General features: G+C 73.2%; 23 protein-coding genes. 15 read left to right on the forward strand and 8 right to left on the reverse strand.

Annotation, left to right across the window (positions count from 1 at the left end; all coding sequences use genetic code 11):
* Positions 1–38 precede the first annotated feature (38 nt).
* The gene (locus ABZW17_RS25420; protein ID WP_354818959.1) at positions 39–1,727 is read right to left on the reverse strand and encodes a bifunctional 3'-5' exonuclease/DNA polymerase; all 1,689 of its coding nucleotides are present in this window, start codon (positions 1,725–1,727) and stop codon (positions 39–41) included.
* Positions 1,728–1,921: 194 nt separating this feature from the next.
* Between ABZW17_RS25420 and ABZW17_RS25425 the strand changes: the two genes are divergently transcribed.
* Entirely contained in the window at positions 1,922–3,556 is a 1,635-nt protein-coding gene (locus tag ABZW17_RS25425) for an acyl-CoA synthetase (RefSeq protein ID WP_354818962.1), read from the forward strand.
* Here ABZW17_RS25425 and ABZW17_RS25430 read toward each other — a convergent pair.
* Positions 3,551–3,847: a nuclear transport factor 2 family protein gene (locus ABZW17_RS25430; RefSeq protein ID WP_354818965.1), complete on the reverse strand. Its 297-nt coding sequence runs from the start codon at positions 3,845–3,847 to the stop codon at positions 3,551–3,553. The genes ABZW17_RS25425 and ABZW17_RS25430 overlap by 6 nt on opposite strands.
* A 75-nt stretch (positions 3,848–3,922) precedes the next feature.
* Between ABZW17_RS25430 and ABZW17_RS25435 the strand changes: the two genes are divergently transcribed.
* On the forward strand, positions 3,923–6,874 hold the full coding sequence (locus ABZW17_RS25435) for a LuxR C-terminal-related transcriptional regulator (RefSeq protein WP_354818968.1): 2,952 nt from the start codon (positions 3,923–3,925) through the stop codon (positions 6,872–6,874).
* A gap of 198 nt (positions 6,875–7,072) precedes the next feature.
* Here ABZW17_RS25435 and ABZW17_RS25440 read toward each other — a convergent pair whose 3' ends face one another.
* Positions 7,073–8,002 (reverse strand): hypothetical protein, encoded by a 930-nt coding sequence (locus ABZW17_RS25440; RefSeq protein WP_354818971.1) that lies wholly within the window; start codon positions 8,000–8,002, stop codon positions 7,073–7,075.
* 383 nt (positions 8,003–8,385) lie between these two features.
* Between ABZW17_RS25440 and ABZW17_RS25445 the strand changes: the two genes are divergently transcribed.
* From ABZW17_RS25445 to ABZW17_RS25480, 8 genes are all read left to right on the forward strand, one after another.
* On the forward strand, positions 8,386–9,138 hold the full coding sequence (locus tag ABZW17_RS25445) for an SDR family oxidoreductase (RefSeq protein ID WP_354818974.1): 753 nt from the start codon (positions 8,386–8,388) through the stop codon (positions 9,136–9,138).
* Positions 9,135–10,193: a phosphotransferase family protein gene (locus ABZW17_RS25450; protein ID WP_354818977.1), complete on the forward strand. Its 1,059-nt coding sequence runs from the start codon at positions 9,135–9,137 to the stop codon at positions 10,191–10,193. Before ABZW17_RS25445 ends, ABZW17_RS25450 begins: the two co-directional genes overlap by 4 nt.
* On the forward strand, positions 10,193–10,849 hold the full coding sequence (locus ABZW17_RS25455) for a histidine phosphatase family protein (RefSeq protein WP_354818980.1): 657 nt from the start codon (positions 10,193–10,195) through the stop codon (positions 10,847–10,849). Before ABZW17_RS25450 ends, ABZW17_RS25455 begins: the two co-directional genes overlap by 1 nt.
* Before the next feature lie 8 nt (positions 10,850–10,857).
* The gene (locus tag ABZW17_RS25460; protein WP_354818983.1) at positions 10,858–11,775 is read left to right on the forward strand and encodes an SMP-30/gluconolactonase/LRE family protein; all 918 of its coding nucleotides are present in this window, start codon (positions 10,858–10,860) and stop codon (positions 11,773–11,775) included.
* Positions 11,775–12,164, forward strand: a complete 390-nt coding sequence (locus ABZW17_RS25465; protein ID WP_354818986.1) for a VOC family protein — start codon at positions 11,775–11,777, stop codon at positions 12,162–12,164. Before ABZW17_RS25460 ends, ABZW17_RS25465 begins: the two co-directional genes overlap by 1 nt.
* A 214-nt stretch (positions 12,165–12,378) precedes the next feature.
* Complete coding sequence (locus ABZW17_RS25470; RefSeq protein WP_354818989.1) at positions 12,379–12,783, forward strand: hypothetical protein; 405 nt, start codon at positions 12,379–12,381, stop codon at positions 12,781–12,783.
* The gene (locus ABZW17_RS25475; protein ID WP_354818992.1) at positions 12,776–15,106 is read left to right on the forward strand and encodes a hypothetical protein; all 2,331 of its coding nucleotides are present in this window, start codon (positions 12,776–12,778) and stop codon (positions 15,104–15,106) included. Before ABZW17_RS25470 ends, ABZW17_RS25475 begins: the two co-directional genes overlap by 8 nt.
* Positions 15,106–16,713, forward strand: coding sequence for an amidohydrolase (locus tag ABZW17_RS25480; protein ID WP_354818995.1), 1,608 nt, complete (start codon positions 15,106–15,108; stop codon positions 16,711–16,713). Before ABZW17_RS25475 ends, ABZW17_RS25480 begins: the two co-directional genes overlap by 1 nt.
* 23 nt (positions 16,714–16,736) lie before the next feature.
* Here the strand turns inward: ABZW17_RS25480 and ABZW17_RS25485 are convergent, their stop codons facing one another.
* Genes ABZW17_RS25485 through ABZW17_RS25500 form a run of 4 tightly spaced genes read right to left on the reverse strand, consistent with a single transcriptional unit; the run spans position 16,737 to position 20,509 of the window.
* The gene (locus ABZW17_RS25485) at positions 16,737–17,564 is read right to left on the reverse strand and encodes an enoyl-CoA hydratase family protein (protein ID WP_354818998.1); all 828 of its coding nucleotides are present in this window, start codon (positions 17,562–17,564) and stop codon (positions 16,737–16,739) included.
* Positions 17,561–18,253 (reverse strand): SDR family oxidoreductase, encoded by a 693-nt coding sequence (locus tag ABZW17_RS25490; protein WP_354819001.1) that lies wholly within the window; start codon positions 18,251–18,253, stop codon positions 17,561–17,563. Before ABZW17_RS25490 ends, ABZW17_RS25485 begins: the two co-directional genes overlap by 4 nt.
* Positions 18,250–19,764 (reverse strand): benzoate-CoA ligase family protein, encoded by a 1,515-nt coding sequence (locus ABZW17_RS25495; protein ID WP_354819003.1) that lies wholly within the window; start codon positions 19,762–19,764, stop codon positions 18,250–18,252. Before ABZW17_RS25495 ends, ABZW17_RS25490 begins: the two co-directional genes overlap by 4 nt.
* On the reverse strand, positions 19,757–20,509 hold the full coding sequence (locus ABZW17_RS25500; RefSeq protein ID WP_354819006.1) for a creatininase family protein: 753 nt from the start codon (positions 20,507–20,509) through the stop codon (positions 19,757–19,759). The genes ABZW17_RS25495 and ABZW17_RS25500 overlap by 8 nt, the downstream gene beginning before the upstream one ends.
* 47 nt (positions 20,510–20,556) lie before the next feature.
* Here ABZW17_RS25500 and ABZW17_RS25505 point away from each other — a divergent pair, with 47 nt between their 5' ends.
* From ABZW17_RS25505 to ABZW17_RS25525, 5 genes are all read left to right on the forward strand, one after another.
* Positions 20,557–21,372, forward strand: a complete 816-nt coding sequence (locus ABZW17_RS25505) for a PaaX family transcriptional regulator C-terminal domain-containing protein (protein ID WP_354819009.1) — start codon at positions 20,557–20,559, stop codon at positions 21,370–21,372.
* Positions 21,369–22,163, forward strand: a complete 795-nt coding sequence (locus tag ABZW17_RS25510; protein WP_354819012.1) for a tryptophan 2,3-dioxygenase family protein — start codon at positions 21,369–21,371, stop codon at positions 22,161–22,163. The genes ABZW17_RS25505 and ABZW17_RS25510 overlap by 4 nt, the downstream gene beginning before the upstream one ends.
* Positions 22,160–23,353 (forward strand): kynureninase, encoded by a 1,194-nt coding sequence (locus tag ABZW17_RS25515; RefSeq protein WP_354819015.1) that lies wholly within the window; start codon positions 22,160–22,162, stop codon positions 23,351–23,353. The genes ABZW17_RS25510 and ABZW17_RS25515 overlap by 4 nt, the downstream gene beginning before the upstream one ends.
* 248 nt (positions 23,354–23,601) lie before the next feature.
* Positions 23,602–24,675 carry a Glu/Leu/Phe/Val dehydrogenase dimerization domain-containing protein gene (locus tag ABZW17_RS25520; RefSeq protein WP_354819018.1) on the forward strand — a complete coding sequence of 358 codons (1,074 nt, stop codon included), beginning with the start codon at positions 23,602–23,604 and terminating at the stop codon, positions 24,673–24,675.
* Positions 24,672–25,472: a serine hydrolase gene (locus ABZW17_RS25525; protein WP_354819021.1), complete on the forward strand. Its 801-nt coding sequence runs from the start codon at positions 24,672–24,674 to the stop codon at positions 25,470–25,472. Before ABZW17_RS25520 ends, ABZW17_RS25525 begins: the two co-directional genes overlap by 4 nt.
* Here ABZW17_RS25525 and ABZW17_RS25530 read toward each other — a convergent pair.
* The gene (locus ABZW17_RS25530; RefSeq protein WP_354819024.1) at positions 25,457–26,401 is read right to left on the reverse strand and encodes a LysR substrate-binding domain-containing protein; all 945 of its coding nucleotides are present in this window, start codon (positions 26,399–26,401) and stop codon (positions 25,457–25,459) included. The genes ABZW17_RS25525 and ABZW17_RS25530 overlap by 16 nt on opposite strands.
* Positions 26,402–26,406 lie beyond the last annotated feature (5 nt).

Below are 26,406 nucleotides of genomic sequence, written 5' to 3' on the forward strand. Positions count from 1 at the left end.
GGCCGCTCCCGTTCCCGGGGGCGGCCGGGCCCGGCTCGCTACTTCGCGTCGGCGTAGGTGTCGACCACCGCCGTCTGCATCGGGAAGCGCACCGGGCAGGCCGGGCCGAACAGCATCCGGGCCGCCTCCGCGACCGAGTCCACGATGGCCTCGGTGACGGTGCCGGCCAGCGACGCCGGGGTGTGGACGATGACCTCGTCGTGCTGGAAGAACACCAGGTGGGCGGGCGAAGGCAAGCGCGTGCGCAGGGTCGCCAGCATCACCGCCGTCATGTCCGCCGCGCTCGCCTGGACCACGAAGTTCCGCGTGAACCGGCCCCAGCCCCGCGACGCGCGGCGGGCCTTCAGCTCCGCCGCCTCGTCCGTGGCCGTTCCCCCGGTCAGCGCGCGCCAGGCCGCCGAGGGGGCCGGGGACGTCCGGCCCAGCCGGGACCGGACCCGCTCGCCGCGCTCGCCCGCCTGGGCCGCCCGCTCCACATAGGACACCGCGTCCGGGAACCGCTGGCGCAGCAACCCCAGCAGCGGGCCCGCCTCACCGGACGTGCCGCCGTACATCGCCGACAGCATCGCGATCTTCGCGCGCGACCGGTCGTCGCGGTCGTCGCCGGTGGCCGGGACCCAGCGGGCGCCGGAGAACAGTGCCTCGCCCAGCCGCGCGTACAGGTCCGTCGCCGCCGCGACGCCGGCCAGCCGCCGGTCACCCGACAACGCCGTGAGCACCCGCGGTTCCAGCTGGGCCGCGTCGGCCACCACCAGTTTCCAGCCCGGGTCCGCCCGGACGCACGTCCGCAGCACCTTCGGGATCTGCAGCGCCCCGCCGCCGCGGCTGGCCCACCGCCCGGACACCACCCCGCCGACGACGTAGTGCGGCCGGAACCGGCCTTCGCCGACCCATTCCTCGAGCCACGCCCAGCCGTTGGCGGTGAACAGCCGCGACAGCTCCTTGTACTCCAGCAACGGCCCGACCGCCGGGTGGTCGATGCCCTTCAGCAGGTACTTCCGCGCGGCCGGCACCTCGATCCCCTCGCGGGCCAGCGCCCGCACCACGCTCGGCGGCGAGTCCGGGTTGACCGGCCGCCCGCCGAACGCCTCGCTGATCTTCGCGGCCAGCTCGACCAGCGCCTTCGGCCGCTGCCCGGACGGCACGCGCGAGCCCAGCCGCGCGGCCAGCAGCTCTTCGTGCACGTCGGCGCGCCAGGGCAGCCCGTCGGCCGACATCTCGGCCGCGGCCAGCGCGCTCGCCGACTCCGCCGCGAGCAGCAGCCGCATCCGGTCCGGGTGCTCGGTCGCCGCCACCCGCCGCTCCTGCTCGGCGAGCACGCGCCGGACCGCCGTGACGACCGTCACGCCCGCGGGCAGCACCGGCACCCGCGTTTCGAACAGCGTCGGCTGCGCCAGCTCGACGGCCGCCGCGTCCGGCGGTGGTTCCTCGCCGTTCGCCCTGGCCCAGGCCGCGCGCAGGCTCCGTGACTCCGCTTCCGCGCCCTCGTACGCCAGCAGCAGCCCCTCGGCCAGCTCGAGGTCGTAGCAGCGGCGCACCCGCAGTCCGGCCGCCACCAGCACGGGATAGGTCCGCTCCACCGAAGGGAACACCCACCGCGGTGCGAGCGACGACTCCAGCTCCCGCGCCCGCGCCGCGAAAGCCGCCTCGTCCAGGCCGGACACCGTGTCCTCCGGTGTGTGCACGGTGAAGCTGCCGTCCTCCTCCCGTCCCGCGATCACCTGCACCTGGACATCATGCCGACCACCACCGACATTTTCTCGGGGTGCGGGTGGCCGAGCCGCGAAGCACCGGATGCCACGGCCGGTTTCCGGGCTGGTGCGTTCGGCCCACGGTTGGTTTACTCTCCAGTAGCTCCCATACCGCCGGTACGCCCGCCGTCGGCGTGGGCTCTCTTCCCCGCAGCAACGGAGGTGCCCGGATGAGCCTGGTCGCGCTCGCCACCACGGTGGCGGACAAGGTGACCGAGACGGTGCGCAGCGTCGACGTGATGCGGCGGGCGGGGCTGGTTCCCTTCCCGCGCCTCGACGAGGGGGTGCGCTCCCTGGTGGCGCTGCGGAAGTTCGGCCCGTTCGCCGGGGCCAACCACATCTCCGCCCGCCGCGACCCGGCCGCCGTCGGCATCGTCGACGAGCTCGGCCCGCTCACCTACAAGCAGCTCGACGACCAGTCGAACGCGCTGGCCAGGGCCTGGTCCGAGCGCGGCATCAAGCCCGGCCAGGTGGTCGCCGCGCTCTGCCGCGACCACCGCGGCCTGGTCATCACGATGGCCGCGTCGGGCAAGCTCGGCGTCCGCCTGCTGCTGATGAACACCGGGTTCGCGAAGCCGCAGCTGGCCGACGTCGCCAAGCGCGAAGGCGTCACCGCGCTCGTCTACGACCAGGAGTTCACCGGCCTGCTCGACGCGATCCCGGACGGCGTCGACCGCTACCTCGCCTGGGTCGACCCGGACAGCGACCTGACCGGCCGGGACACCCCGGTGCTGTCGGAGATCATCGCCAGCACCGACGACCGGCCGTGGCCCGCACCGGGCAAGCCCGGCGGGTTCGTGCTGCTGACCAGCGGCACCACCGGCACGCCCAAGGGCGCGCCGCGGCCGCACACCTCCGCGCTGGCGTCGGCGCAGTTCCTCGACCGGATCCCGCTGCGGTCCAACGAGGCCACCTACATGGGCGCGCCGCTGTTCCACGGCACCGGCCTCTCGCAGTTCATCCTGTCCTTCGCGCTCGGTTCGAAGGTCGTGATGCGGCGCAAGTTCAACCCCGAGGAGGCGCTGCGCGGCGTCGCCGAGCACAGGTGCACCGCGCTCGTGCTGGTGCCGACCATGCTGCAGCGCATCGTCGACCTGCCCAAGGACGTCCGCGCGAAGTACGACACGTCGGCGCTGCGGATCATCTTCGTCGCCGGCTCGGCCCTCTCGCCGGACCTGGGCAACCGCGCGAACGAGGCGTTCGGCCCGGTCGTGCACAACCTCTACGGCTCCACCGAGGTCGCGGTGGCGACGGTCGCGACGCCGGCGGACTGGGCGAAGGCCCCGGGCACGGTCGGCCGCGCGCCGGTCGGCTGCAAGGTGGCGCTGTACGACGAAAAAGGCCGGCGGATCACCGAACCGAACGTCACCGGACGCGTGTTCGTCGGCAGCGGGCTGAGCTTCGGCGGCTACACCGACGGCCGCCACAAGGAGATCATCGACGGCCTGCTTTCCAGCGGCGACGTCGGCCACTTCGACGAAGCCGGCCTCCTGTTCATCGACGGCCGCGACGACGAGATGATCGTCTCCGGCGGCGAGAACGTGTTCCCGATCGAGGTGGAGAACCTGCTGGTCGAGCGCGAGGACGTGCTCGAGGCGGCGGTGATCGGCGTCGAGGACCCGGAGTTCGGCCAGCGGCTCAAGGCGTTCGTGGTCCGGGCCGAGGGCGCCGACCTGGAAGCCGACGAAATCCGCGACTACGTCAAGGCGAACCTGGCCCGCTACAAGGTGCCACGGGACGTCGAATTCCTGGACGAGCTGCCCCGCAACGCAACCGGAAAGGTGCTGCGCACCAAACTCTCATGACCCGCGCTGGACGTTGACGATCAACCAGCGCCCGTCTCGGTACTCCCCGACCACGGTGCAGGTGACCCCGTCGCGGCGCCCGGTCGCGACGCCGACCGACGGCGTCAGCTGCAGGCGCGTCCACCGGAACGCGCCCGCCGGGACGCGGCCGGGCCAGCCGGTCTTGCCGAGCACGCGCCCGGCCGGGCCGTCGCCGCGGAAACCGTCGGCCAGCAGGGGCCCCAGCGCCTGGGCGTCACCCTGCGCGTCGGCGTCGGACCAGCGGGCCAGCACCGCTTCGAAAGTCTCCACGATCCGAAGGTCGCAGGCGCCGGGGAGGTGAACATCGGCCACTTGGCCGAGATCCGCTGGCAGACTGGCCGGGTCATGACTGAGCCGAAACTGCTGCCGGCGGGCACCGTCACGGTCGTCTGCGCCGGCGACGCCCCGCCTGCCGTCTTCGCGACGCCCGGCGAGGCGCTCGCGGCGCTCACCGGCGGCCCGGCGGCCGTGCACACCGGGGACGTGCTGATCCGCGACGACGGCACGCCGACCGGGCCCGTCGTCCGCCGCTGCCGTCAGCTGCGCGCGCTGGCGGACGAGGGCCGGATCCTCGTGTCGGCGCGCACCGCGGCCGATCTCCGCGACGCCGTCCCGCTGCACGACCTCGGCGTCCACCGGCTGCCCGACCTCACCGCGCCCGAGCGGATCTTCGAACTCGGCGGGACACCCGGGCCGCTGCGCTCGCTCGACACGATCCCGAACAACCTGCCGGTGCAGCTGACCGGGTTCGTCGGCCGCGACGCCGAGGTCGCCGACGTCCGGCGGCTGCTCGCCGGGACGCGGTTGGTCACGCTGGCCGGCCCCGGCGGCAGCGGCAAGACGCGGCTGGCCGCGCAGGTCGCCGGCGGCGGCGAGTGGCCCGACGGCGTGTGGTGGATCGAGCTCGACGCCGTGACCGAGGTCGCCGAACGGGTCGCCGCGACGCTCGGCGTCCCGGTGGAGCCCCGGGCCGGCGCGGCGCGGTCGGTCGCGACGGAGCTGCGCGACCGCCGCGTCCTGCTCTGCCTCGACAACTGCGAGCACGTCCTCGACGGCGCCGCCGAAGTCGCCGTCGAGCTGCTGCGGTCCTGCCCCGAGGTGGCGGTGCTGACGACCAGCCGGGAACCGCTGGGCGTGCCGGGGGAGACGGTGTGGCGGGTGCCGCCGCTGGCCGTCGAGGAGGCCGTCGCGCTGTTCGTCGAACGCGCGGGCGCGGTCCGGCCGCTGTTCGCGCTGGACGCCTCCAGCGCGGCCGCCGTCCGGTCGATCTGCACCCGGCTCGACGGCATCCCGCTGGCCGTCGAGCTGGCCGCGGCGTGGCTCGGCACGCTGACCCCGCACCAGATCGACGCCGGCCTCGACGACCGGTTCGCGCTGCTCACCCGCGGTCCGCGCGGGGCGCCGGCGCGGCAGCGGACCCTGGAGGGCTCGATCGCGTGGAGCCACGACCAGCTCGACGCGCCGGACCGCGCGGTGTTCCGGCGGCTCGCGGTGTTCGCCGGCGGGTTCACCCTGGACGCGGCGGGCGGCCCGGCCGTGCTGCCCGCGCTCGGCCGGCTCGTCGACAAGTCCCTGGTGCTGGCCGAAGACGGCCGCTACCGGCTGCTGGAAACGCTGCGCGAGTACGCGGCGGCCCGGCTGGCCGAAGCGGGGGAGACCGCCGCCGCCCGCGACCGCCACCTCGACCACTTCCTGGCCCTGGCCGAAGCCGCCGAGCCCGAGCTCGACCGCGACAAGGACGCCTGGCGGGCGCGGGTGGAACCCGAGCGCGACAACCTGCGCGCGGCCCTGGAATGGGGCCTGGCGCGGGAAGATCCCGACCGCGGCCGCCGGCTCGCGGCCGCCGTCGCATGGCTGTGGAACCTGCACGGGCGCGGCCACGAGGGCCTGGCGTACCTCAAGCGCGCGGTCGCGCTCCGCCCGGACGACCGGACAGTGCTGCAGGCCCGGCTGCTGACCGGGATGGGCCTGGTCGCCGACACCACGGCGCCGTTCGACGTCGAAGCCGCGCGGCAGGGCCTGGACCTGGCCACCGAGCTCGGCGAAGCGGGCCTGCGGGCGCGGTGCCTGTCCCTGACCGCTCTCGGGCACCTGTACACGGACCTGGACGCCGCCTGGGACAGCACCTTCGACGCCGAGAAGGTCGCCGAGGACGCCGGAGACGGCTTCGCGCGGGACAGCGCGTTGACGCTGCGCGGGATCGTCCAGTTCGCCCGCGACCGCCACGACGAGGCCGAACCGCTGCTCGCCGAGGCGGCCGAGGGCCTGCTGCGGCGGGGCGACCGCGGCCTCGCCTCGACCGTCCTCAGTGTCCGGTCCGGGATCGCGCTCGCCGCGGCGGACCTGCCGCGGGCCCGCGAACTCGCCGAGCACGCGGTGGACGTCGCCGCGCCGCTCGGCGACTTCCACCGCGTCAACACGACGTTGTGCCGGCTCGCCCTGGTGCACTGCGCGGCCGGCGACGTCGACGCCGGTTTCCGCGTGATGGAACCGTTCCGGCGGCTGGTGGAAACGGCGGGCGACGTCTTCGTGCCGGGGATGGCGCGCGTGCTGGGGGAACTGCACCGGCGGCGGGGCGAGTTCGAAGCCGCGTTGTGCTGGTTCGAGCGCGAAGCCGTTGCGGGGACGTACATGGCCGCGCAGGGACTGGCCGAGCGCGGCGCTCTCCTGCGGACGCTCGGCCGCACCGAGGAGGCGGCTGAGGTGCTGGCGACCGCCGTCGACCTCACCCGCCGCTGGTCCCTGCCCTCGCCGCTGGCCGACGCCCTGGACCAGCAGGGCTACCTGGCGGAGCCGGAGCAGGCCGCCGAGCTGCACCACGAAGCGCTCAGCCTCCGCGTCGCCCACGGCCTCCGGCTGGGCGTCCTGGCCGGCCTCGACGCGCTGACCACGCTGCTCGCCCGCAGCGGCCGCGAGGCCGACGCGGCCCGCGTGCTGGTCTCGGCGTCCCACGCGCGGGCGGAGCTGGGCTTTCCCCGGCGCCCGTTCGAGCAGGCCGGGCTCGACGCCCTCGGGCTCTCGACGGCCGAGCCGCCGATGAGCCTCGACGACGTCGTCGCGTTCGTCCGCCGGACCCGCGGCAGCCGCGGCCGGCCGTCGAACGGCTGGGCCAGCCTGACCCCGACCGAGCTGCAGGTCGTGAAGCTGGCCGCCGAGGGCTGCACGAACCCGGAGATCGGCACCCGCCTGTTCATGAGCCGCGGCACGGTGAAGACCCACCTCGCGCACGTCTACGCGAAGCTCGGCATCGCGAACCGCACCGAGCTGGCCACCCTCGCCGCCGCCCACCTACCCTGACCCGTCCCGCAACGGTCGGCTCGCGTACCTGCACAGTCGGCTCGCGTACCTAGACGGTCGGCTCGCGTACCTGGACGGTCGGCTCGCGTACCTAGACGGTCGGCTCGCGAACCGACCCTCCGGGTACGCGAACCGACTGCCTGGGTACGCGAACCGACTGCCTGGGTACGCGAACCGACCCTCCGGGTACGCGAGCTGTCAGTCCCAGTCGATGCCGAAGACGCCCGGGCCGAAGTCGAACACCACCGCGTGGACGCCGTCGGCGCCGTCGAGCGTGAGCGCGCGGCGGGCGAGGGTGCCGGTCGCGCCGTTGCGGGAGTACTGCCAGCAGCGGCCGGGGGCGGTGCCCGGCGCGAACCGGACCTCCAGCAGGTACTCCCGGACCGGGCGGCGGAACTCGCGGTAGTGCGTGTTGCGGCACTCCGGGTACGGCGGCCCGCTGTTGGTCAGGGTGTACTCGATCAGGTGCGTCTCGCCCCGGTTGATCGGCCGGTCGAAGAGCAGTTCGGCGACGATCAGGCCGTGCTTCTCGTCGACCTCGGCACGCCCGACCCGGCAGTTGCGCACGGCGTGCAGGTCGGGGGCGCCCGCCGCGGGGTCGTCCTGGGTGTACACCAGCAGCCAGCGGTCCTGGCCGTCGGCGGCGGCCTGGAACACCGCCCGCGCGGTGACCGCCCGCTGCCCGCCGTCCGCGGCGATCTCGCACAGGTCGTGCAGCCCGACCATCTTCAGCGGCTGCTGGCGGTCGAGCGCGTGCGGCGCACCGACCTTGTCCAGCAGCGGCTGCAGCACCTGGCGCGGGAACGACATCGGTTCGCCGCCGGCCTGACGCTTCCCGGCCCCGCCGCGCGGCCGGGGCGGGGGCAGCAGCCCGAGGAGGGACCCGGCGGGCACGTCGAGGATTTCTTCGAGCGTGCGGACGGCCGACAGCGAGCTCTGCCGCTCCGGCTGCCGCTTGCCCGACTGCCAATAGCTGAGGGCGGTGACGCTGACGACGACGCCGCGCGCCCGCAGCCGCGCCTGGATCCGGTCCAGCGACAGCCCGCTCGTGGCGATGGCCGCGCGCAACTGGATGGCGAACGCGGTACGCCCACTCTCCTGGCCGTCGCCCGCCGTGCTGCCCGCCATTGCTGAAATCCCGACCCGCCCCGTGCCGTCCCCCGACGATCCCCGACACCGGAGAACGTTAGCAGGATTCCCGCCGTCGTCAGCGCCCCTCTTCGGCCGGGTCACCGCGGCCGCCACTCGGGCGAACGGGCTAGTACTGGCAACTGTGAACCATTGCCCCGGCCTGGGCGGACGCGCTTTTATGACTTGCCTGCGCCGGTGGCTCCGCCTCCCCCTCACGGCCCACCCGGGCGCAGGTGTGACCGGCCGCGAGAGCGGTTCCGGCTCCGGTTCACCCGGCCGCGTTGTGCGACCGGCCGGTGTGGCCGCGCGATGACCGGTGGCCCGGCGACGCCCCCAGCGCCGGGCCACCGGTCTTGTTACCACCGGGTAGCATCCGGGACATGGTCCTCCGGCAGAACATCCTGATCACCGGCGCGAGCAGCGGGTTGGGCGAAGGCATGGCCCGCCAGTTCGCCGCGAAGGGGCGCAATCTCGCGTTGTGCGCGCGACGCACCGAGCGGCTCGAGAAGCTGGCCGCCGAGCTGACCGCGGCGCACCCCGGGATCAAGGTCGTCACGCGCACCCTCGACGTCACCGACCACGACCGCGTGTTCGCCGTCTTCGAGGAGTTCCGCGCCGAGCTGGGGTCCCTCGACCGGGTGATTGTGAACGCCGGGCTCGGAAAGGGGCAGCGGGTCGGCACCGGCCGGTTCGACGCCAACCGCCAGACCCTCCAGGTCAACTTCATCGCGGCGGCCGCCCAGATCGAAGCCGCGGCCGGGATCTTCCGCGAGCAGGGCGCCGGCCACCTCGCCGTCATCTCCTCCTTCAGCGCCCTTCGGCCGTTCCCGGGCAAGCTGACCGCGTACGCCGCATCGAAGGCCGGGATCTCGGCGTTCGTCGACGGCACCCGCATCGAACTCAAGCGCAGGGGCATCGCGGTCACCGACGTGCGGCCCGGCTACATCGAGTCGGAGATGAACGACCGGATCGGCCGCAACCCGTTGCTGGTCAAGGCCGAGACCGGCGCCCGCGCGCTGGCCAAGGCGATCGAAGCCGAGCCGGCCCGGGCCTACGTCCCGGCGTGGCCGTGGCTGCCGCTGAGCGTCGTCATGCGCCTGGTGCCGGCCGCGCTGCTGCGGAAGTTCGCGTGAACGCCCCGGTCGAGGTCCGCGCGGAGGACGCCTTCGACGCGGACGCGGTGCACGCCTGGCTGCGCGGGAAGCTCGAAGGCCTCGGGGCCGGGCCGCCGCGGGTCCGGCAGTTCCCCGGCGGCGCGTCCAACCTGACGTACCTGCTGACCTACCCGGACCGCGAGCTGATCCTGCGCCGCCCGCCGGCCGGGCACAAAGCGGCGTCCGCGCACGACATGCGGCGCGAATACCGCGTGCAGCACGCCCTGAAGCCGGTGTTCCCGTACGTGCCGCGGATGCTGGCCTTCGGCGACGACCCGGCCGTGCTCGGCGGCGACTTCTACGTCATGGAGAAGCTCGACGGCCTGATCCTGCGCGGCGACCTGCCGCCGGGCCTGACACTGACGCCGGAGCAGGCGCGCGAGCTGTCCGGCAAGGTCGTCGACCGGCTGGTGGACCTGCACGCCGTCGACGTCGCCAAGGCCGGGCTCGCCGACCTCGGCAAGGGCGCCGGGTACGTCGAGCGGCAGGTCCGCGGCTGGTCCGAGCGGTACGTGGCGGCACGCACGGACAACGTCGGCGACTTCGCCGAGGTCCGCGAATGGCTGGCCGCGAACCAGCCCGGCGACGTCGAGATCTGCCTGATCCACAACGACTACCGGCTCGACAACCTCGTGCTCGACGGCCCGTCGACGCTGAACATCACCGGCGTCCTCGACTGGGAGATGGCCACCCTCGGCGACCCGCTGATGGAGCTGGGCAGCATGCTCGCCTACTGGGTCCAGGCCGGCGACGACGACGCCATGCACGCCAGCCGCCGCCAGCCGACCCACCTGCCCGGCATGTTCACCCGCGAGGAGTTCGTCGCGCGCTACGCCGAGAACACCGGGCTCGCGGTCGGCGACTGGCGGTTCTACGAGGTCTACGGCCTGTTCCGGCTCGCCGCGGTCCTGCAGCAGCTGTACCGGCGCTACCGCGACGGCGCCACCCGCAACCCGGCGTTCAAGGACTTCTGGCAGTTCGTCGCCTACCTGGACTGGCGCTGCCGCGAGATCATCGCGAAGGGACGGGCCTAGTGGGCGCGATCTACCTGGTCCGGCACGGGCAGGCGTCGTTCGGCGCTTCGGACTACGACGCCCTGTCCCCGCGCGGCTTCGAACAGTCCACTGTGGTCGGTGCGGAACTGCTGCGGCGCGCGGTCTCCTTCACCCAGGCCCGGTCCGGCACGCTGGCCCGCCAGCGCGACACGGCGGCCACGGCGCTGAAGGTGCTCGACGCGGTCGTCCCGGTGGTCGAGGACCCGCGCTGGAACGAGTACGACCACGTCGACATCGCGCGCCACCACGCCGGGGGCGCGCCTCAGGAGGACTCGCGCGCGTACCAAGGGGTCCTGGACGCCGCCCTGACCGCGTGGACCTCGGCGGGCGCGGGCGGGCCGTGCGCCGAGACGTGGCCCGCGTTCCTCGACCGGTGCCGGGCCGCGCTGGCGGACCTGGTCGCGTCGCTGGGCAAGGGCGAGCACGCGGTCGTGTTCACCTCCGGCGGCGTGATCGCCACGCTCTGCGGCGCGCTCCTGGGCACGCCGGAGACCGGCCTGCTGAAGCTCAACCGCGTCACGGTCAACGGCGGCATCACCAAGCTGGTGTCCGGCCGCGGCGGCGTCACCCTCCTGTCCTTCAACGAACACCCGCACTTCGAGGCCGACGCGGCCTCGTTGCTGACCTACCGCTAGGAGCTTCGATGCGGTTCGGCGAAGTCACGCTGTACCCGGTGAACGGCCACGGCCCGGAGGACGTCGTCGTCGACGGCGAAGGCCGGATCTACACCGGCGTCGACGACGGGCGCATTCTCCGCCTGTCGCCGGACGGACGGCACATCGACGTCATCGCCGACACGGGCGGCCGCCCGCTCGGGCTCGAGCTCTACGGCGACGACGAACTGCTGATCTGCGACGCGCGGGCCGGTCTGCTGGTGGTCCCCCTCGGCGGCGGTTCCCCGGCGGTGCTGGCGACTTCCGCGCTGGGCCTGGACTTCGTGTTCTGCAACAACGCGGCGGTGGCGGCCGACGGGACGGTCTACTTCACGGATTCCTCCCGCCGCTTCGGCATCGACAACTGGCGTGACGACCTGATCGAGCAGACCGCGGGCGGCCGCCTCCTCCGCCGCACCCCGGACGGCTCCATCGACCTGCTCCTCGACGGCCTCCAGTTCGCGAACGGCGTCGCCCTGGCCCCCGACGAGTCGTTCGTGGCGGTGGCGGAAACGGGCGCCTGCCGGGTTTCCCGCGTCTGGACGGCCGACGGCCGCACCGATGTCTTCGTCGACGGCCTGTGGGGGTTCCCGGACAACATCTCGACGGGCACGGACGGGCTGATCTGGATCACGCAGGCGTCCCCGAAGGTGGCGGCGCTGGACGTCGTGCGCCGGTTCCCGGCGTACCTGCGGGCCGGCATCCGGCGCCTGCCGACGTCGCTGCAGCCCCGCCCGGGCCGCGAGGTGGGCGTGCTGGGCGTCGCGGCGGACGGCACGGTGGTGCGCGAGCTGCGTGGCGAGATCGACGGGTTCCACATGCTGGTGGGCGTCCGCGAGTGGCGCGGGCAGCTGTATTTCGGCTCTTTGGAGGAGTCGGCGATCGCGGTGACGCCTACCATCGGGTGATGCTGAACAACGTCCGCGTCGAAGCGCGCATCCCGACCCAGGACCTGGCCCGAGCGCGCCGCTGGTACGCCGAGAAACTCGGCCTCGAAGCGGTCGAGGAACGCGAAGGCGGCCTGCGGTACGAAGGCGCGTCAGGCGTCTTCTGCCTGTACGCCTCGGCCGGCGCGTCCGACGGTTCGTACACGCAGGTCGCGTTCTACGTGGACGACCTCGAAGCGACGGTCGCGGTGCTGCGCGCGCGGGGCGTGGTGTTCGAGGAGTACGAGGGCACGCGGGGCGGGATCATGGAGATTCGCGGCAACTACCCGAGCAAGGGCAGCGGGGAGCGCGCGGCGTGGTTCCGCGACAGCGAAGGAAACCTGATCGGGCTGGGCGAAGTGGTGCCCTGACCGCCTCGGAAACCGCTCTCGGGAATTCTTGATCGAAAACAAGGGATCTCCGCCGGAAACATCATTGCTCGCGGATTGGTTTTTTTCGACCGGCCGGAACGGGTGAGTTCACTCGAAAGGTCGCTGACGCGCGCATTGTGCTCGGTACTCTGATTTTGTCGGCGACCGAAAAAGCGTGATCGGCAATTCCTGATCCCATGACGACAGGGCGGCCATGTCCCGGAAGAAGGCGAGAATCCTCGTCATCGGCGGTGGTCTCGTGCTCGCCGTCGTTCTGGTCGTCGTTTCGGCCGTGCTCCGCAGCGGCAATCTGGACCAGGCGGACAAATGGGCCGGCGTGATCGGCGTGTACCTCAACATCGCCGCGCTGGTGGTCGCCGTGCTGGGGCTGGTGCTCGGGGTGCGCGTCGGCCGGGACCGCGGTGCGAACCGGGTCGTGCGGCAGGTCATCGAGGCGCGGGGGCGTGCGGTCGTCAAGGCGCCGCGGTCGCAGCAGGCGACCGGGCCGGCCGCGGCCGACGCCGACCAGCGGATCTCCGGTCGCGGCAAGGGAACCGTCGACGCCTCCGACGCCCAGATCCTGCGCGGCACCGAAGGGGCGAACGATACGGATGGCTGAAACGCTTTCCCCGGCCAGGGAAGCCACCGTCGCGGCGATTCTCGAGGACGACACCCGTCCCCACCTGGTGACCGGCCCGTTCGGGGTGGGCAAGACCCGGTTGCTGGGCGCGGTCGAAGCGCGGCTCGTCGCTCGCGATCACCTGGTCCTGCGGGTGTTCGTGCCCCCGGACGGCGGCCCGGCCGACGGGATCGGCCGCACCCTGGCGCAGTTCCGGCGGACGCTGGACATCTCCCGCCAGCTCGGGGATCAGCTGAAGCGGTTCGGCTACCCGCGCCTGGCCCGCGCCACGGCGACGCTGACCCGCAAGGCCCAGTTCACGCCGGTCCGGGTCCAGCAGACCATTTCGGCGTCCGGCCGGTCGACCGTGCACGCCGACGGCGCGCAGGGGCTGCAGATCCAGTGGGGCGACCACCTCGGAGTGCTCGACCGGTCGCTGCGCGACCACGTCGTCGAGGCGATCGCGCGGGTCGGCCGGCGGCGCCGGGTCGCCCTGCTGATCGACGAGGTGCAGCACCTCGACGAGACGCACGGCGTCACGTGGCTGCTCGAGCTGATCCGCAGTCTCGACGGCGTGCGCGTCGTGGCCGCGCGCCGCGGCGCGGTCGGCACCGTGCTGGGGCGCGTCTTCCGCTGCCACGGGCTCGGGCCGTTGTCCCGCGACGACGTCGCCGCCCACCTCGCCCAGCGCGTCGGCGGGCCGGTGGAACCGGCGCTGGTCGACCACGTGTGCCTGGTGACGGGACGGCTGGCCTGGGGCGTCGGCGTGCTGGCCGAAGGACTGGCCCGGACTCGTGCCGCGGGCACCGGAACCCCGGTGATCCCCACCGGCCCGCTCGAGCTCGACGAGCTCTTCGGCCACGTGCTGGCGGCCCTGCCGAAGGACCTGCGGACGGCCCTCGAACAGCTTTCCGTGCTCCGCGAGTTCGACCGGGCCGCCGCGGTGCACATGCTGGAAACCGGCGGAACACCGGCCGGGCGCGCCGAAGCGCTGCTGAACGAGCTGGTGGACGCGTTGCTGGTCGAGACCGACGTGCTCGGGGAGTACCCCCAGGGCCGGTCGGTGGACGTGGCGCACGCATCGACGTCACTCCGCCTGCCGGAACTGGTCCGGCGGGTGGCCGACGCGAGCGTGCGGGCGCAGGGCGCGGAGCGGCCGGTCGAACTGCACCGGCGCGCGGCCGGCTTCTACCAGGTCGCGGTCGACGCCGCCGGTGCCGAATCCGCCGACCCGTTCTCGCACTGGTCGGCGCTCGAAGGCGGGCTGGCGCAGCGGTACTTTTCCGAGTGGGTGCACCACGTGGCGCACGCCGAACCGCGGCTGCGCGCGGAGACCCGCAGCAAGATCATCAGATGGTACCTGGAGGGGTTCTTCTGGTACGAGTGGAAGGTTCCGCACTGGTTCTGCTCCAGCCTGCTGAGCTACTGCGCGGAGATCCGGCGGACCGGTGAGGACGCCGGGTGGCTCGACTGCCTGGCGCAGCTGCACCAGAACTATCCCCGCGGGTGGCGCAAAGCCGCGGAACCGGCGGTGTGGCGCCGGGCGATCGACGCGCTCACCCACCTGCGGACCACCGGGTGGCAGCCGGGCGGCCCGCCCGCCGAGGTGACCGACAACGGGCAGGTGTACGCCCTCGCCACGCACCTGCTCGCCGAGTGCTTCCACTACTCCGGGGCCGGCCCGCGGACCGCCGACGAGCGGTACGCCGAGGCTGCGGAGTGGTACGTGGGCGAGTACAACAACTGGAACCGCCGGTACGTGGAACTGCACCGGATCGAGCTCGCCGTCGGGTCCGGCCTCCGGGAGGTCGGACCCGGCGAATTCGCCGGACTGCTCGCCTTCGCCCGGGAGGTCGGTGACGTCGAGATGTTCTGCTTCGCCCTGCGGGTTTCCGCCGACGCGCACCTGAACCGGGGCGAGTTCCGGCACGCCGCCGCGGCGATCGCCGCCGCGACCCTCCACGCGCTGGCCTACCAGGCCAAGCAGATCCTGCTCCCGCAGATGCACAACTTCCCGGACGGGTACACGCGCGAGGTCTACCTGGAGCTGGTCGCACGGACCCGGGCGCTGGTCGAGGCGATCCGCGACCGCGACGCCGCCTTGGCCTCGCGGGTGGAGACGGCGCTGCTGGACCTGTTCGCCCCGTTCTGGGACGGTGGGGCCGGCGAACGGGACGCGATGCTGCCACCGCCGCCGTCGGACCAGGAGCTGGGCGTGGGCGACAGCGACTACGTGCGGCGGGTCCGGTGGCTGGTCGAGCTCCGGAGCCGGCACCTGTGGCGGGTGGAGGTGGACCCGGCGGAGCTCGGACTGGAGGCTTGATGACGACGGCGTTCACCAACGCGGCGGTGTGGAGCGGGTCCGGCGCCGTCCGCGAGGCCACCGTCCTGGTCGACGGCGAGGTCGTGCTCGCGGTGGTGGACCGCGGTGCGCCGGTGCCCTCCGGCGCGCGGGTCGTCGACCTGGCGGGCGGTGTGCTGCTGCCCGGCTTCGGCGACGGTCACGCCCATCCGGTGTTCGGTGCCCTGGAAGCCGACGGTCCCGCGGTGCGGGAGGCGGGGACCGTCGCGGAGGTGGTGTGGGCGGTCCGGGAGTTCGCCGAAGCCGACCCGGGACGGGAATGGGTGGTCGGGGCCAGCTTCGATCGGTCCATCACGGTGGACGGGAACTTCGACGCCCGCTGGCTCGACGCGGTCGTCCCGGACCGGCCGGTGGTCCTGCGGGCCAGCGACTACCACACCGTGTGGTGCAACAGCGCCGCGCTGCGGGCGGCGGGGATCGGGCCCGGCACCCCGGATCCGGCGCTCGGCCGCATCGTGCGCCGCGACGACGGCTCGCCGCTGGGAACCCTGCTCGAGTGGGGAGCCTGCGATCTGGTCCTGGACCGGGTGCCGCCGCACTCGCCCCCGGCGTTGCGCCGGGCGGTCGCCGCGGCGAGCCGCAGCTGCGCCGCCGCCGGGCTCACCTGGGTCTTCGACGCCTGGGTCGACGTGGGTTCCGGGATCGTCGACGCCTACCTCGACGCCGTGGCGGCGGGGGACACCGCGACCCGGTTCGACCTGGCCTTCCGCGTCGACCCGCGCGACTGGCGCGCGCAGGTGCCGCTCATCGTGGCCGAGCGGGCCCGGGTGGACGCGGCGGGCCTGGGCGACCGGTTGCGGGCCCGGACGGTGAAGTTCTTCGCGGACGGGATCATCGAGAGCTCCACCGCGGCGCTGCTCGAATGCTATTGCGGTTCGGGCGATCGCGGGATGCCGATGTGGGAGCCGGACGAACTGGCCGCCGCCATGGCCGTGTTCGACGCCGCGGGGATGCGCACCCACGTGCACGCCATCGGGGACGCCGGCGTGCGGGGCGCGCTGGACGCCGTGGAACGGGTGGCGCACGGCAACCCGCCGTGGGATCGCCGTCCGACGATCACCCACCTGCAGCTGGTGGACCCGGCGGACCTGGTGCGGCTGGCCCGCACCGGGACCATCGCCAACTTCCAGCCGTACTGGGCGCAGTGGGACGAGTTCCAGAGCAACCTGACCGCGCCGCGGCTCGGCGACCGGGCGGACCGCCAGTACGCCATGGCGACCGCGCACGCCGAGGGCGCCCGGGTTTCCTTCGGCAGCGATTGGCCGGTGAGTTCGCTCCGGCCGCTCGACGGGCTACGGGCCGCGGTGACCCGCCAGAAGGCCGGGAGTTCGTCCCCGGCCTGGTGCCCGGAGGAGCGGCTGACCGTGTCGCAGGCGCTCACGGCCTACACGGCGGGTGCGGCGTACCAGGCCGGGGACGAGGGCACGCGCGGTTCGATCGCCCCGGGCATGGTGGCCGATTTCGTGCACCTCGCCGAGGATCCGTTCGCGGCCGATCCGGCGGCGCTGGACACCATCGAAGTCCTCGGCACCTGGGTGGCCGGCCGGAAGGTGACCACCCGGGACTGATCTCCGCGGGCCGCCGAACGGGCTCAGCGACCCGTCCAGCGCGGCTCCCGCCCCGCCGACCAGGCCGCGTAGAACTCCTTGTGGTCCTTCGCCGTCATCAGCAACGCCTGCGTGATCGCCTCCAGCTCGATCGCGCTGCCGAGATCCATGTCCAGCTCACGGGTCAACAACACCTTCGTCGTCGCGTACGCCAGCGCCGGGCCGTCGGCCAGCCGCCGCGCCAACGCCGTGGCCGCCGCCGGGAGATCCGCGTCGGGAACCACCTGGGTGGCCAGCCCGATCTCCGAGGCGCGGGCCGCCGGCACCTTGTCCCCGAGGATCAGCAGTTCCGTCGCCCGGCCCAGGCCGACCAGGCGCGGCAACAGGTACGCCGAGCCCATGTCCGCGCCCGCCAAGCCCACCTTCGTGAACAGGAACGCGAACTTCGCCGACTCCGCGAGCAACCGGAAGTCGCTCGCCAGCGCGATCACCGAACCCGCGCCCGCCGCCACCCCGTTCACCGCCGCGATCACCGGCAGGGGGCACTCGCGCAGCGCCTTCACCACCGCACCCGTCATGCGGGTGAACTCCAGCAGCTCCGCCGTCTCGAACTTCTGCAGCTCGCCGATGATCTCCTCGACGTCGCCGCCCGAGCAGAACCCGCGGCCCTCGCCCGTGATCACCAGGACCCGGACGTCTTCGTGCTGCGGGAGCTCCAGCACCAGGTCCCGCAGGTCCGCGTACACCTCGAACGTCAGCGCGTTCAGCTTCTCCGGACGGGTGAACGTCACGGTGGCCACGCCGTCGGCCACGGCGTACCCGAAGTGGTCCCACTCCTTCGTCAGCGGGGCAGTTGCGCGGAACGGGCTCATGACTGGATTCCTCCGCCGTCGAGTACGAGGGTCTGGCCGTTGATCGCGGCGGCCTCCGGGGCCGCCAAGAAGGACACCGCGAACGCCACCTCGGCCGGTTCCAGCAGCCGGCCGAGCGGGGAGGCCGCCGCCAGCGCCGCTTCCGCGTCCGAAGGGGAACGGCCGGACCGGGACACGATCCGCGCCACCGAGGTCGCCGTCATGTCGGTCCGGACGAACGCCGGGCACACCGCGTTCGCCGTCACGCCCGTGCCGGCCAGCTCCGCCGCCAGCGCGCGCATGAAGCCCACCGCCGCGTGCTTCGACGCCGTGTAGCCCGCCGTGTAGCGGTAGCCGACGTGCGATGCCGTCGACGCCACCGTGATGATCCGGCCGCGGTCGCGGGTGCGCATCCCGTCCAGGACCGCGCGCGTGCACAGGAAGGCGCCCGTCGCGTTCACCTCGAACTGGCCGCGCCAATCGCCGAGCGAGGTGCGCGAAACCGGGGCGCTGGAGGAGATCCCGGCGTTGTTCACCAGCACGTCCACCGGACCGGCCGAGGCGAAGTACTCGGCCACGGCGTCCTCGGAGGTGACGTCGCAGTCCGCGCGGCCCGGCGCCAGCACGGTGTCGCCGGCGGAGCGGAACCGGTCGGCGATCGCCGCGCCGATGCCGCGGGTGCCGCCCGTGACCACCACCAGGCGGCTCACGGGCGGGCCGCCAGGGCGCGGCGGTCGAGCTTTCCGTTGGCCGTGCGGGGGAGTTCCGTCACGAAGACCACCTCACGGGGGTACTTGTGCTTGGCCAGGTGGGCCTTCGCGTGGTCCTTGAGCTCGTCGGGCGACACCGGGGACCGCACCACGACGTACGCCCGCGGCACGACCAGGCCGCCGGCCTCGTGGCCGACCACCGCGCAGTCCACCACCGCCGGGTGGCCGAGCAGGCAGTCCTCGATCTCGCCCGGCGCGACGAACACGCCGCCGACCTTGAGGAGCGCGTCCGCGCGGCCGTGGTGGCGGAAGAACCCGTCCGGGGTGCGGCTGAACAGGTCGCCCGAGGTCAGCGTGTCGCCGTCGAACGTCCGCGCGGACTTCTCCGGGTCGCCGAAGTACTCCCGTGCGATCGTCGGCCCGGTCACCCGCAGCGGCCCGATCCCCCCGTCGGGCAACGGTTCGCCCAGCTCGTCGACGACCTGCGCGGTGTAGCCGGGAACGGGTGTCCCCAGCGTGCCCCGCCGCGCGGCGCCGGGCCGGTTCGACAGGTAGATGTGGTACGCCTCGGACGAGCCGATCCCGTCCACCACCGGCACGCCGAACGCGGCGTCCCACCGCCGGTGCAGCTCCGGGGGCAGCGCCTCGCCCGCCGACGTCGTCATCCGCAGGCCGCTCAGGTCCTGCTCCGCCGCGGCCGGGTGGGCGAGCATCGCGCTCATCATCGTCGGGACGTTGACCAGGACCGTCGGCCGGTACCGGGCGATCAGCTCGAACACCAGGTCCGCGGTGGTGCGCTCGGGGAACGCGATCCCGGCCGCCCCGACCCCGAACGGGAACAGCGCCACCAGGTCCCGCGCGTACCCGAAGAACAGCTTGGGCACGGCCAGCACGATGTCGTCCGCCCGCAGGCCGAGCACCTGGACGGCGTACCGCTCGAAGCTCTCGAGCGGGCTGCGCAGCGGGTGCACGCACGCCTTGGGCGCGCCCGTGCTGCCCGTGGTGAACTTCCAGATCCCGACGTCGTCCACCGTGGTCGGCGCGGCTTCGAGGGTGTCCGGTGCCGCGTCGAGCAGCGTCCGGAACGGCCGTTCACCCGGGCGCAGCCGCTCGGCGGGCACGCCGGTGACCAGCAGCCCGGTCGCGCCGGCCGCGCGCAGCGCCGGCAGCGTGACGGCGTCCGCGAGCACCGCGACGGCCTCGGTGTAGCCGAGGTAGTACGCGTAGTCCTTCGGCTGGAGGAACGGGTAGACCTCCGCGGTGACCGCGCCGATCTTCTGGGCGCCGTACCAGGCCGCGACGAACTCGTCGCCGTCGCTCAGCGCCAGCAGCACCCGCTGCCCGCGCCGGACACCGGCGTCGCGCAGCACGTTCCCCGCGCGGTTCGCCATCGCGGCGAGCGCCGCGTAGCTGACCGTCCGGTCCCCGACGTACAGCGCGGTCCGGTCGCCCCGGCCCTCGGCCACGTGCCGGTCGAGGAAGTGCGTGGCGAGGTTGAACGGCTCACTCACGGGCCAGCTCCCGGATCGCTTCCACCAGCAGGTCGGTCAACGTCGAGAACGTCTCGGTGCCCTCGTCCGCGGTCGCCTCGGCGGGCTTGCCGCAGTACGCCTCGGACATGCCCATCTCGCGGAAGCCGCCGTCCTCCGGAGCGGCCGCGAGACTCACCGGCACGTGCGGCAGCGTCCGCATCAGGGGCTGGTCGACCAGCTCCGGCCGGTCGGCCAGCACCAGCGACGTCTCGTACCGCCCCGCGTGGCACTCGCCGGAGCGGAACTCCTCGGTCAGCCGTTCCGCGTGCCGCCGCCGGACCAGGTCGAGCAGCGCGACGCGGCCGTCGTAGGCGAAGTTCAACGTCTCCGCCGCGCGCCGCAGCGTCACCAGGTGGGCGGGCTCGAAGTGGTTGTTGACCAGCAGGATCCGCCGGAGCCGCTGGCCGATCAGGGCCGCGCCGATGTCGACGAGCAGCGCGTGCAGGGTCTCCTCGCCGACGTGGACGCCGCCGGCGAACCCGGCCGCGAAGCGCGTCACGCCGTAGGGGACTTCGGGCAGGATCAGGACGTGGACGTCCTCGTCCGCGGCCAGCCGCTCGGCCGCGCGTTCGCACATCCCGCGCGAGATGAGCGGGTCGGTGCCCAGCGGCGCGTGCGGGCCGTGCGGCTCGATCGCGCCCAGCGGGAGCAGCAGCACCGGGACGCGCCCGCCCGAAGCCAGGGCGTCGACCTGGCGCGAGGTGAGGTCCGCGAAGTACGTCACGCAAATCAAGCTACACCGCAGCGGCCTGAGGTGTATAGAGTTGCGGCATGCCCGGAGACGCGTTCGAAGCCGGCCCGCAGGAGCTGGTCGTGACGTTGCTGGGCAGCTACGTGCACCCGCGCGAGACCCGCCGGGTGTGGTCGGGTGGCCTGGTCGCGGTGCTCGCCGAGCTGGGCTTCTCCGACGGCGCCGCCCGGATCGCGCTCACCCGCCTGGTGCGCCGCGGCCTGCTGCAGCGCCACCGCGAAGGCCGTACCGTGCACTACTCGCTGACCCGGCGCACCATCGCGCTGCTCGCCGACGGTGACCACCGGATCTTCTCCCTCGGCCGCCGCGAGCGCGCCGCCGGCGAGTGGACCGTGCTGTGGCAGAGCATCCCCGAGAGCCACCGCCAGGCCAGGGAACGCCTGGTCCGGCGGCTGCGGTTCCTCGGGTTCGGGCCCTACTCCGACGGCACCTGGATCGCCCCGCACGACCGCGAGGCCGAGGTCGTCGCCCTGCTCGGCGAACTCGGCGTCACCGAGCACGCCGGGCTGCTGCTCGGCCGGCCGTCGGCCGCCCTCGACGTCCGCCGGTTCGCCGGCCGGGCCTGGGACCTCGACGACCTGGCCGCGCGGTACACCGCGTTCGTCACCCAGTTCGGCGGGTACGCGGGCCGGGAGCCGCCGGACGCCGAAGCGTTCGAGGTGCGCACCCGGCTGGTGCACACCTTCCGGATGTTCCCGTCGCTCGACCCGGAACTACCCGCCGACCTGGTGCCCGCACCGGGCTGCCGGGCGGCGGCGGTCGAGCTGTTCCACGATCTGTACACCGCGCTCGCGGACCCCGCGCAACGCCACTTCGACGAGGTGACCCAAGGATGACCGAAACCAGCCAAGCGACCCAGGAAGCCTTGAGCTACACCTCGTACCTCGGGCTCGACGAAGTCCTGAACGCGCAGAACCTGCGGTCGGACGAGCACGACGAGCTGCTGTTCATCGTGATCCACCAGGTGTACGAGCTGTGGTTCAAGCAGATCCTGCACGAAGCCGCCTTCCTCCAGGCGAACCTGGAGAAGGGCAGCACCGCGCACTCGATCCGCACCCTGCGCCGGATCCTGACGATCCTCAAGGTCGCCGTCGCGCAGATCGACGTGCTGGAAACCATGACGCCCAGCCAGTTCACCAGCTTCCGCGCCCGTTTGGACGCTTCGAGCGGCTTCCAGTCGGCCCAGTTCCGCGAGCTGGAAGCGGTGCTGGGGCGGCGGGACGAGCGCGTGTTCGCGCACTACCCCGAAGGTGGGGAGCAGCGGAAACGCATTGCCGAAGCGATGGCGCGACCGTCCTTGTTCGACTCTTTTCTCGCCTACCTCAAGGTTTCTGGCTACGCCGTCGAGTGTGACCGAGACGTCACTCGCTCGGTGGAGCCGTCCCCGGCCCTGCAGGCGATATTGCTGGACGTGTACAGCGACGACGGGGGACCCTCGGTCGTCGCCGAATGTCTGGTGGATCTCGACGAAGGGATGCAGGAGTGGCGCTACCGGCACGTGAAGATGGTCGAACGCACCATCGGCGACAAGACCGGGACAGGAGGATCATCCGGCGCGACCTACCTGCGTACCACGCTTTTCCAGCCGATGTTCCCGGATCTCTGGGCCGTACGGAGCCGACTGTGACCACTTTGGACGACCTGCGCGCGGACGCCAACCGCCTCGCCGCGCACTACACCCGGTTCGCGGTGGCCGACCGCCTCCTGCTTTCCGGGCACTCACACCAGGCCTGGCCGGACGTCGCCGAAGAGGGACTCTTGGAGTCCTTCGCCGACGCCGCCCGCGACGTCGACGGCAAGTGGGACCGCGCCTTCGCCAAGGCGGACCAGCTGCGCGCGGGTTTCCGCCTGCTGCTCGGCGACCCGCACGGCGAGTACGCGCTCGGCGCGAGCACGCACGACCTCGTGCTGCGGTTCCTGTCGGCGATGGAGCTGCCGCGCCGGCCGCGCCTGGTCACCACCGACGGCGAGTTCCACACCCTGCGCCGCCAGCTCGCCCGCCTCGAAGAGGAGGGCGTCGAGATCGTGCGGGTGCCGTTGGAGCCGGTGACGACGCTGGCCGAGCGCGTCGCCGGCGAGGTCGACGGCAACACCGCCGCCGTGCTCGTCTCGGCCGTGCTGTTCGAGACGTCGAGGCTGGTCCCCGGCCTGGCGCACCTCGCCGACGTCTGCCGCGGCCGCTCGATCGAGCTCGTCGTCGACGCCTACCACGCGCTCGGCGTCGTGCCGTTCCCGCTGCACGACCTCGGGCTCACCAACGCCTGGGTGCTCGGCGGCGGCTACAAGTACCTGCAGCTCGGCGAGGGCAACTGCTTCCTGCGGCTGCCCGCGCACGCCCAGGAGCTGCGCCCGGTGATCACCGGCTGGTACGCCGAGTTCGGCGCGCTCGCCGACGAGCGCGACCCCGGCCGGGTCGCCTACGCCACCGGCGGCGACCGGTTCGCCGGCGCCACCTACGACCCGGCGAGCCACTACCGCGGTGTCCGGGTCCAGCGGTTCTTCGCCGAGCAGGGGCTCACCCCGGAGTTTCTCCGCGAGGTGTCCCAGCACCAGGTGGGCCTGCTCGCGTCGGTGTTCGACAAGCTCGCGCTGCCCGAGGACGTCGTCACCCGAGACCGCGAGACACCGCTCGGGATGCTCGGCGGGTTCCTCTCGCTGCGCTGCGCCGACGCCGCCGGGCTGCAGGCGGCGCTGGCCGCGCACGGGGTCCGCACCGACAGCCGGGGCTCCTACCTGCGCTTCGGCCCGGCGCCGTACCTCTCCGACACCCAGCTGGAGACGGCGATGGGCACGCTGGCCACGGTGGTGCACGGCTGACGGTCGTGAGTGGTAAGTCGGGTTAGAACCCTATTTACCACTCACGACCGGGTGCGGTAGGGGCCCCTGACTTCCGGGCTACCGGTCCGTATCGCGGGACCTCCACTGGTCCGGCGCACGAAGGGGATCTAGGTTGGTGCCGGGACCCGGCACAGCGGCGGACGACCTCCGCCCGGTGCCGGATCCCGGCCACCCGAAGCGCGTCCCGGCCACGAAACCGGGCGCGGATGACAAAGGAGTCACCACCCGTGACCGAAGGAGTGTTCGCCCGGGGCACCGGGCACGAACAGGTCGTGTACTGCCACGACCAGGCCAGCGGCCTCAAGGCCATCATCGGCATCTACTCCACCGCGCTCGGCCCCGCCCTCGGCGGGACGCGCTTCCACCCCTACGCCACCGAATCCGACGCGCTCGACGACGTGCTCGCGCTGTCCAAGGGCATGGCGTACAAGAACGCGCTGGCCGGGCTCGACCTCGGCGGCGGCAAGGCCGTCATCGTCGGTGACCCGAAGACGCTCAAGTCCGAAGCGCTGCTGCGCGCGTACGGGCGCTTCGTGCAGTCCCTGGGCGGCCGTTACATCACGGCGTGCGACGTGGGCACGTACGTGCAGGACATGGACGTCGTGGCCCGCGAATCCCAGTACGTCACCGGCCGTTCGCCGGAGGACGGTGGCGCCGGCGACTCGTCCGTGCTCACCGCGTTCGGCGTCTTCCAGGGCATGCGGGCCTCGGCCGAGCACGTCTGGGGCAGCCCGGAGCTGGCCGGCAAGCGCGTCGGCGTCGCGGGGGTCGGCAAGGTCGGTCACATCCTCGTCGGGCACCTCGTGGAAGCCGGCGCACAGGTGACGATCACCGACGTGCACGAGCCGGCGATCGAACGCACCCGCTCGATCTACCCGACCGTGCAGGTCGTGTCCGATGTGGACACCCTGCTGCGCGCCGAGCTCGACGTCTTCGCGCCGTGCGCGCTGGGTGGCGTGCTGAACGACGAAACCGTGCCGGTGCTCGGCGCCCGGATCGTCTGCGGCGCGGCCAACAACCAGCTCGCGCACGCCGGCATCGACAAGCAGCTCGCCGACCGCGGCGTGCTGTACGCGCCGGACTACCTGGTCAACGCCGGCGGCGTCATCCAGGTCGACGACGAGCGCCACGGGTTCGATTTCGAGCGGGCGAAGCGCAAGACGACGGCCATCTACGACACGACGAAGGCCGTGTTCGCGCTGGCCGACACCGACGGCGTACCGCCGGCGACGGCGGCCGACCGGCTCGCCGAGCGGCGGATGGCGGAGGTCGGGCGGCTGCGGTCCATCATGACCGGGTGAGGCTTTCCGCGTTTTTCGAGGCGGTGGGTGTGCGGGGGTTCCTGCACGCCCGCCGCCTCGGCTCGTCCGATTCGGTGGGGCTGGCCGAAGACTCGCCGGTCGTCCTGGCGTCGGTGGTGAAGGTGCCGCTGGCCTACGAATTCGCCCGGCAGGTCGCCGCCGGTCTGCTGGACCCGACCGACCGCGTGCACGTGTCGGCGGCGGACCGCCTGGGCGGCACCGGATCCGCGGGGTTCGCGGACGACGTGTCCTACAGCCTGCGGGACGCGGCGCTGCTGGCGCTGACGGTGTCCGACAACACCGCCGCGGACCTGCTGTTCGACCGGGTCGGCGTGGACAACGTCCGCTCGCTGCTGGCCGAGCTGGGCCTGACCCGCACGACGGTGATCGGTTCGCCGCGGGACCTGCTGCGCACGATCATCGAGGACACGTCGGCGAGCCGCCCGGTGCGGGCGCTGGATCCGCTGCGGACGTCCGCGACCACACCTCGCGAGATGACGACGCTGTTGTCGGCGGTCTGGGCCGACGACGTCGGCGCGCCGGTCCGCGAGTGGATGTCCGCGCAGGTCAGCTGGCACCGGCTGACCGCGGGGTTCCCCCCGGAGGTGGCGGTGGCGGGCAAGACCGGCACGATGCCGGGCATCCGCAACGAAATCGGCGTCGCGACGTACCCGGACGGCGCCGCGTACGCGGTGGCGGTGTTCACGGCGGGCGGCGCGGAGACGTTGCGGCGCCCGGACATCGACCACGCGATCGGCGCGGCCGCGCGAGCCGCGGTCGATCAGCTGCGGTCGTAGAAGACGTCCCACGGGCGGGGGTCCGCCGGCGGCGGCACGATCCGCGAAACGCCGTCGCCTTCGAGGACGCCGGCCGCGATTTCGCCCAGCTTCGCCGCTTGCGGGTGGGCGCCGGCCGACGGCCAGGCGAACGCCGTCCGGGCCCGCAGCACCTCGCCTTCCAGCGGCCGCCAGACCACCCGGGGTTCCTTGCGGACGTCCGGTTCGAACGCGACGCCGTGGCCGGCCAGCACCAGGCCGAGGACGAACTCGGGGTTGCGGGCGTGGCGGATCGACGCCGGCCGGAAACCGTGGTCCCAGCAGGTGCGCAGCAGCGCGTCGTAGCGCCCGGGCGCGGCGGCGCGCGGGGCGTGGACCAGGCCCTCGCCGGCGAGGTCGGCGAGGGCGAGCCGGCTGCGGCGCGCCAGCGGCGAGTCGCGGGGGAGCACCACGCCGAGCGGGGTGTCGACGGCCGGGCCGAGGTCGAGCCCGACGACGTCGACCGGCAGCTGCAGCAGCCCGGCGTCGAGCTCGCGGTCGGCGAGCAGCCGGGCCTGTTCGGCGGTGGTGAGCTCCTGCAGGTCCAGCCGCACGGCCGGGCACTCGTCGGCGAACCGCGTCAGGATGGCGGCCAGCATCCGGCCGGGCAGCTCCGGCGGCACGCCCGCGCGGAGGGCGTCGGTCTCGCCGCGTTCGGCCTTCGCGACGAGCGTGGTCATGCGGTCCCACCGGGAGAGCAGGTCGCGCGCTTCGGCCCGCAGCACCTCGCCGGCTTCGGTGAGCGTGACGCGCCGGCCGCGCTCGAACAGCGTCGCGGCCAGCTCGGCTTCGAGCCGTTTGATGCGCTGGCTCAACGGCGGCTGCGCGATCCCGAGCCGGTCGGCGGCCCGCCCGAAGTGCAGTTCGTCGGCGACGACGAGGAAGTAGCGCAGCGAGCGAAGGTGGTCCACGCTGC

The sequence above is a fragment of the Amycolatopsis sp. NPDC004625 genome (genome assembly GCF_040609695.1).
Lineage (GTDB): Bacteria > Actinomycetota > Actinomycetes > Mycobacteriales > Pseudonocardiaceae > Amycolatopsis.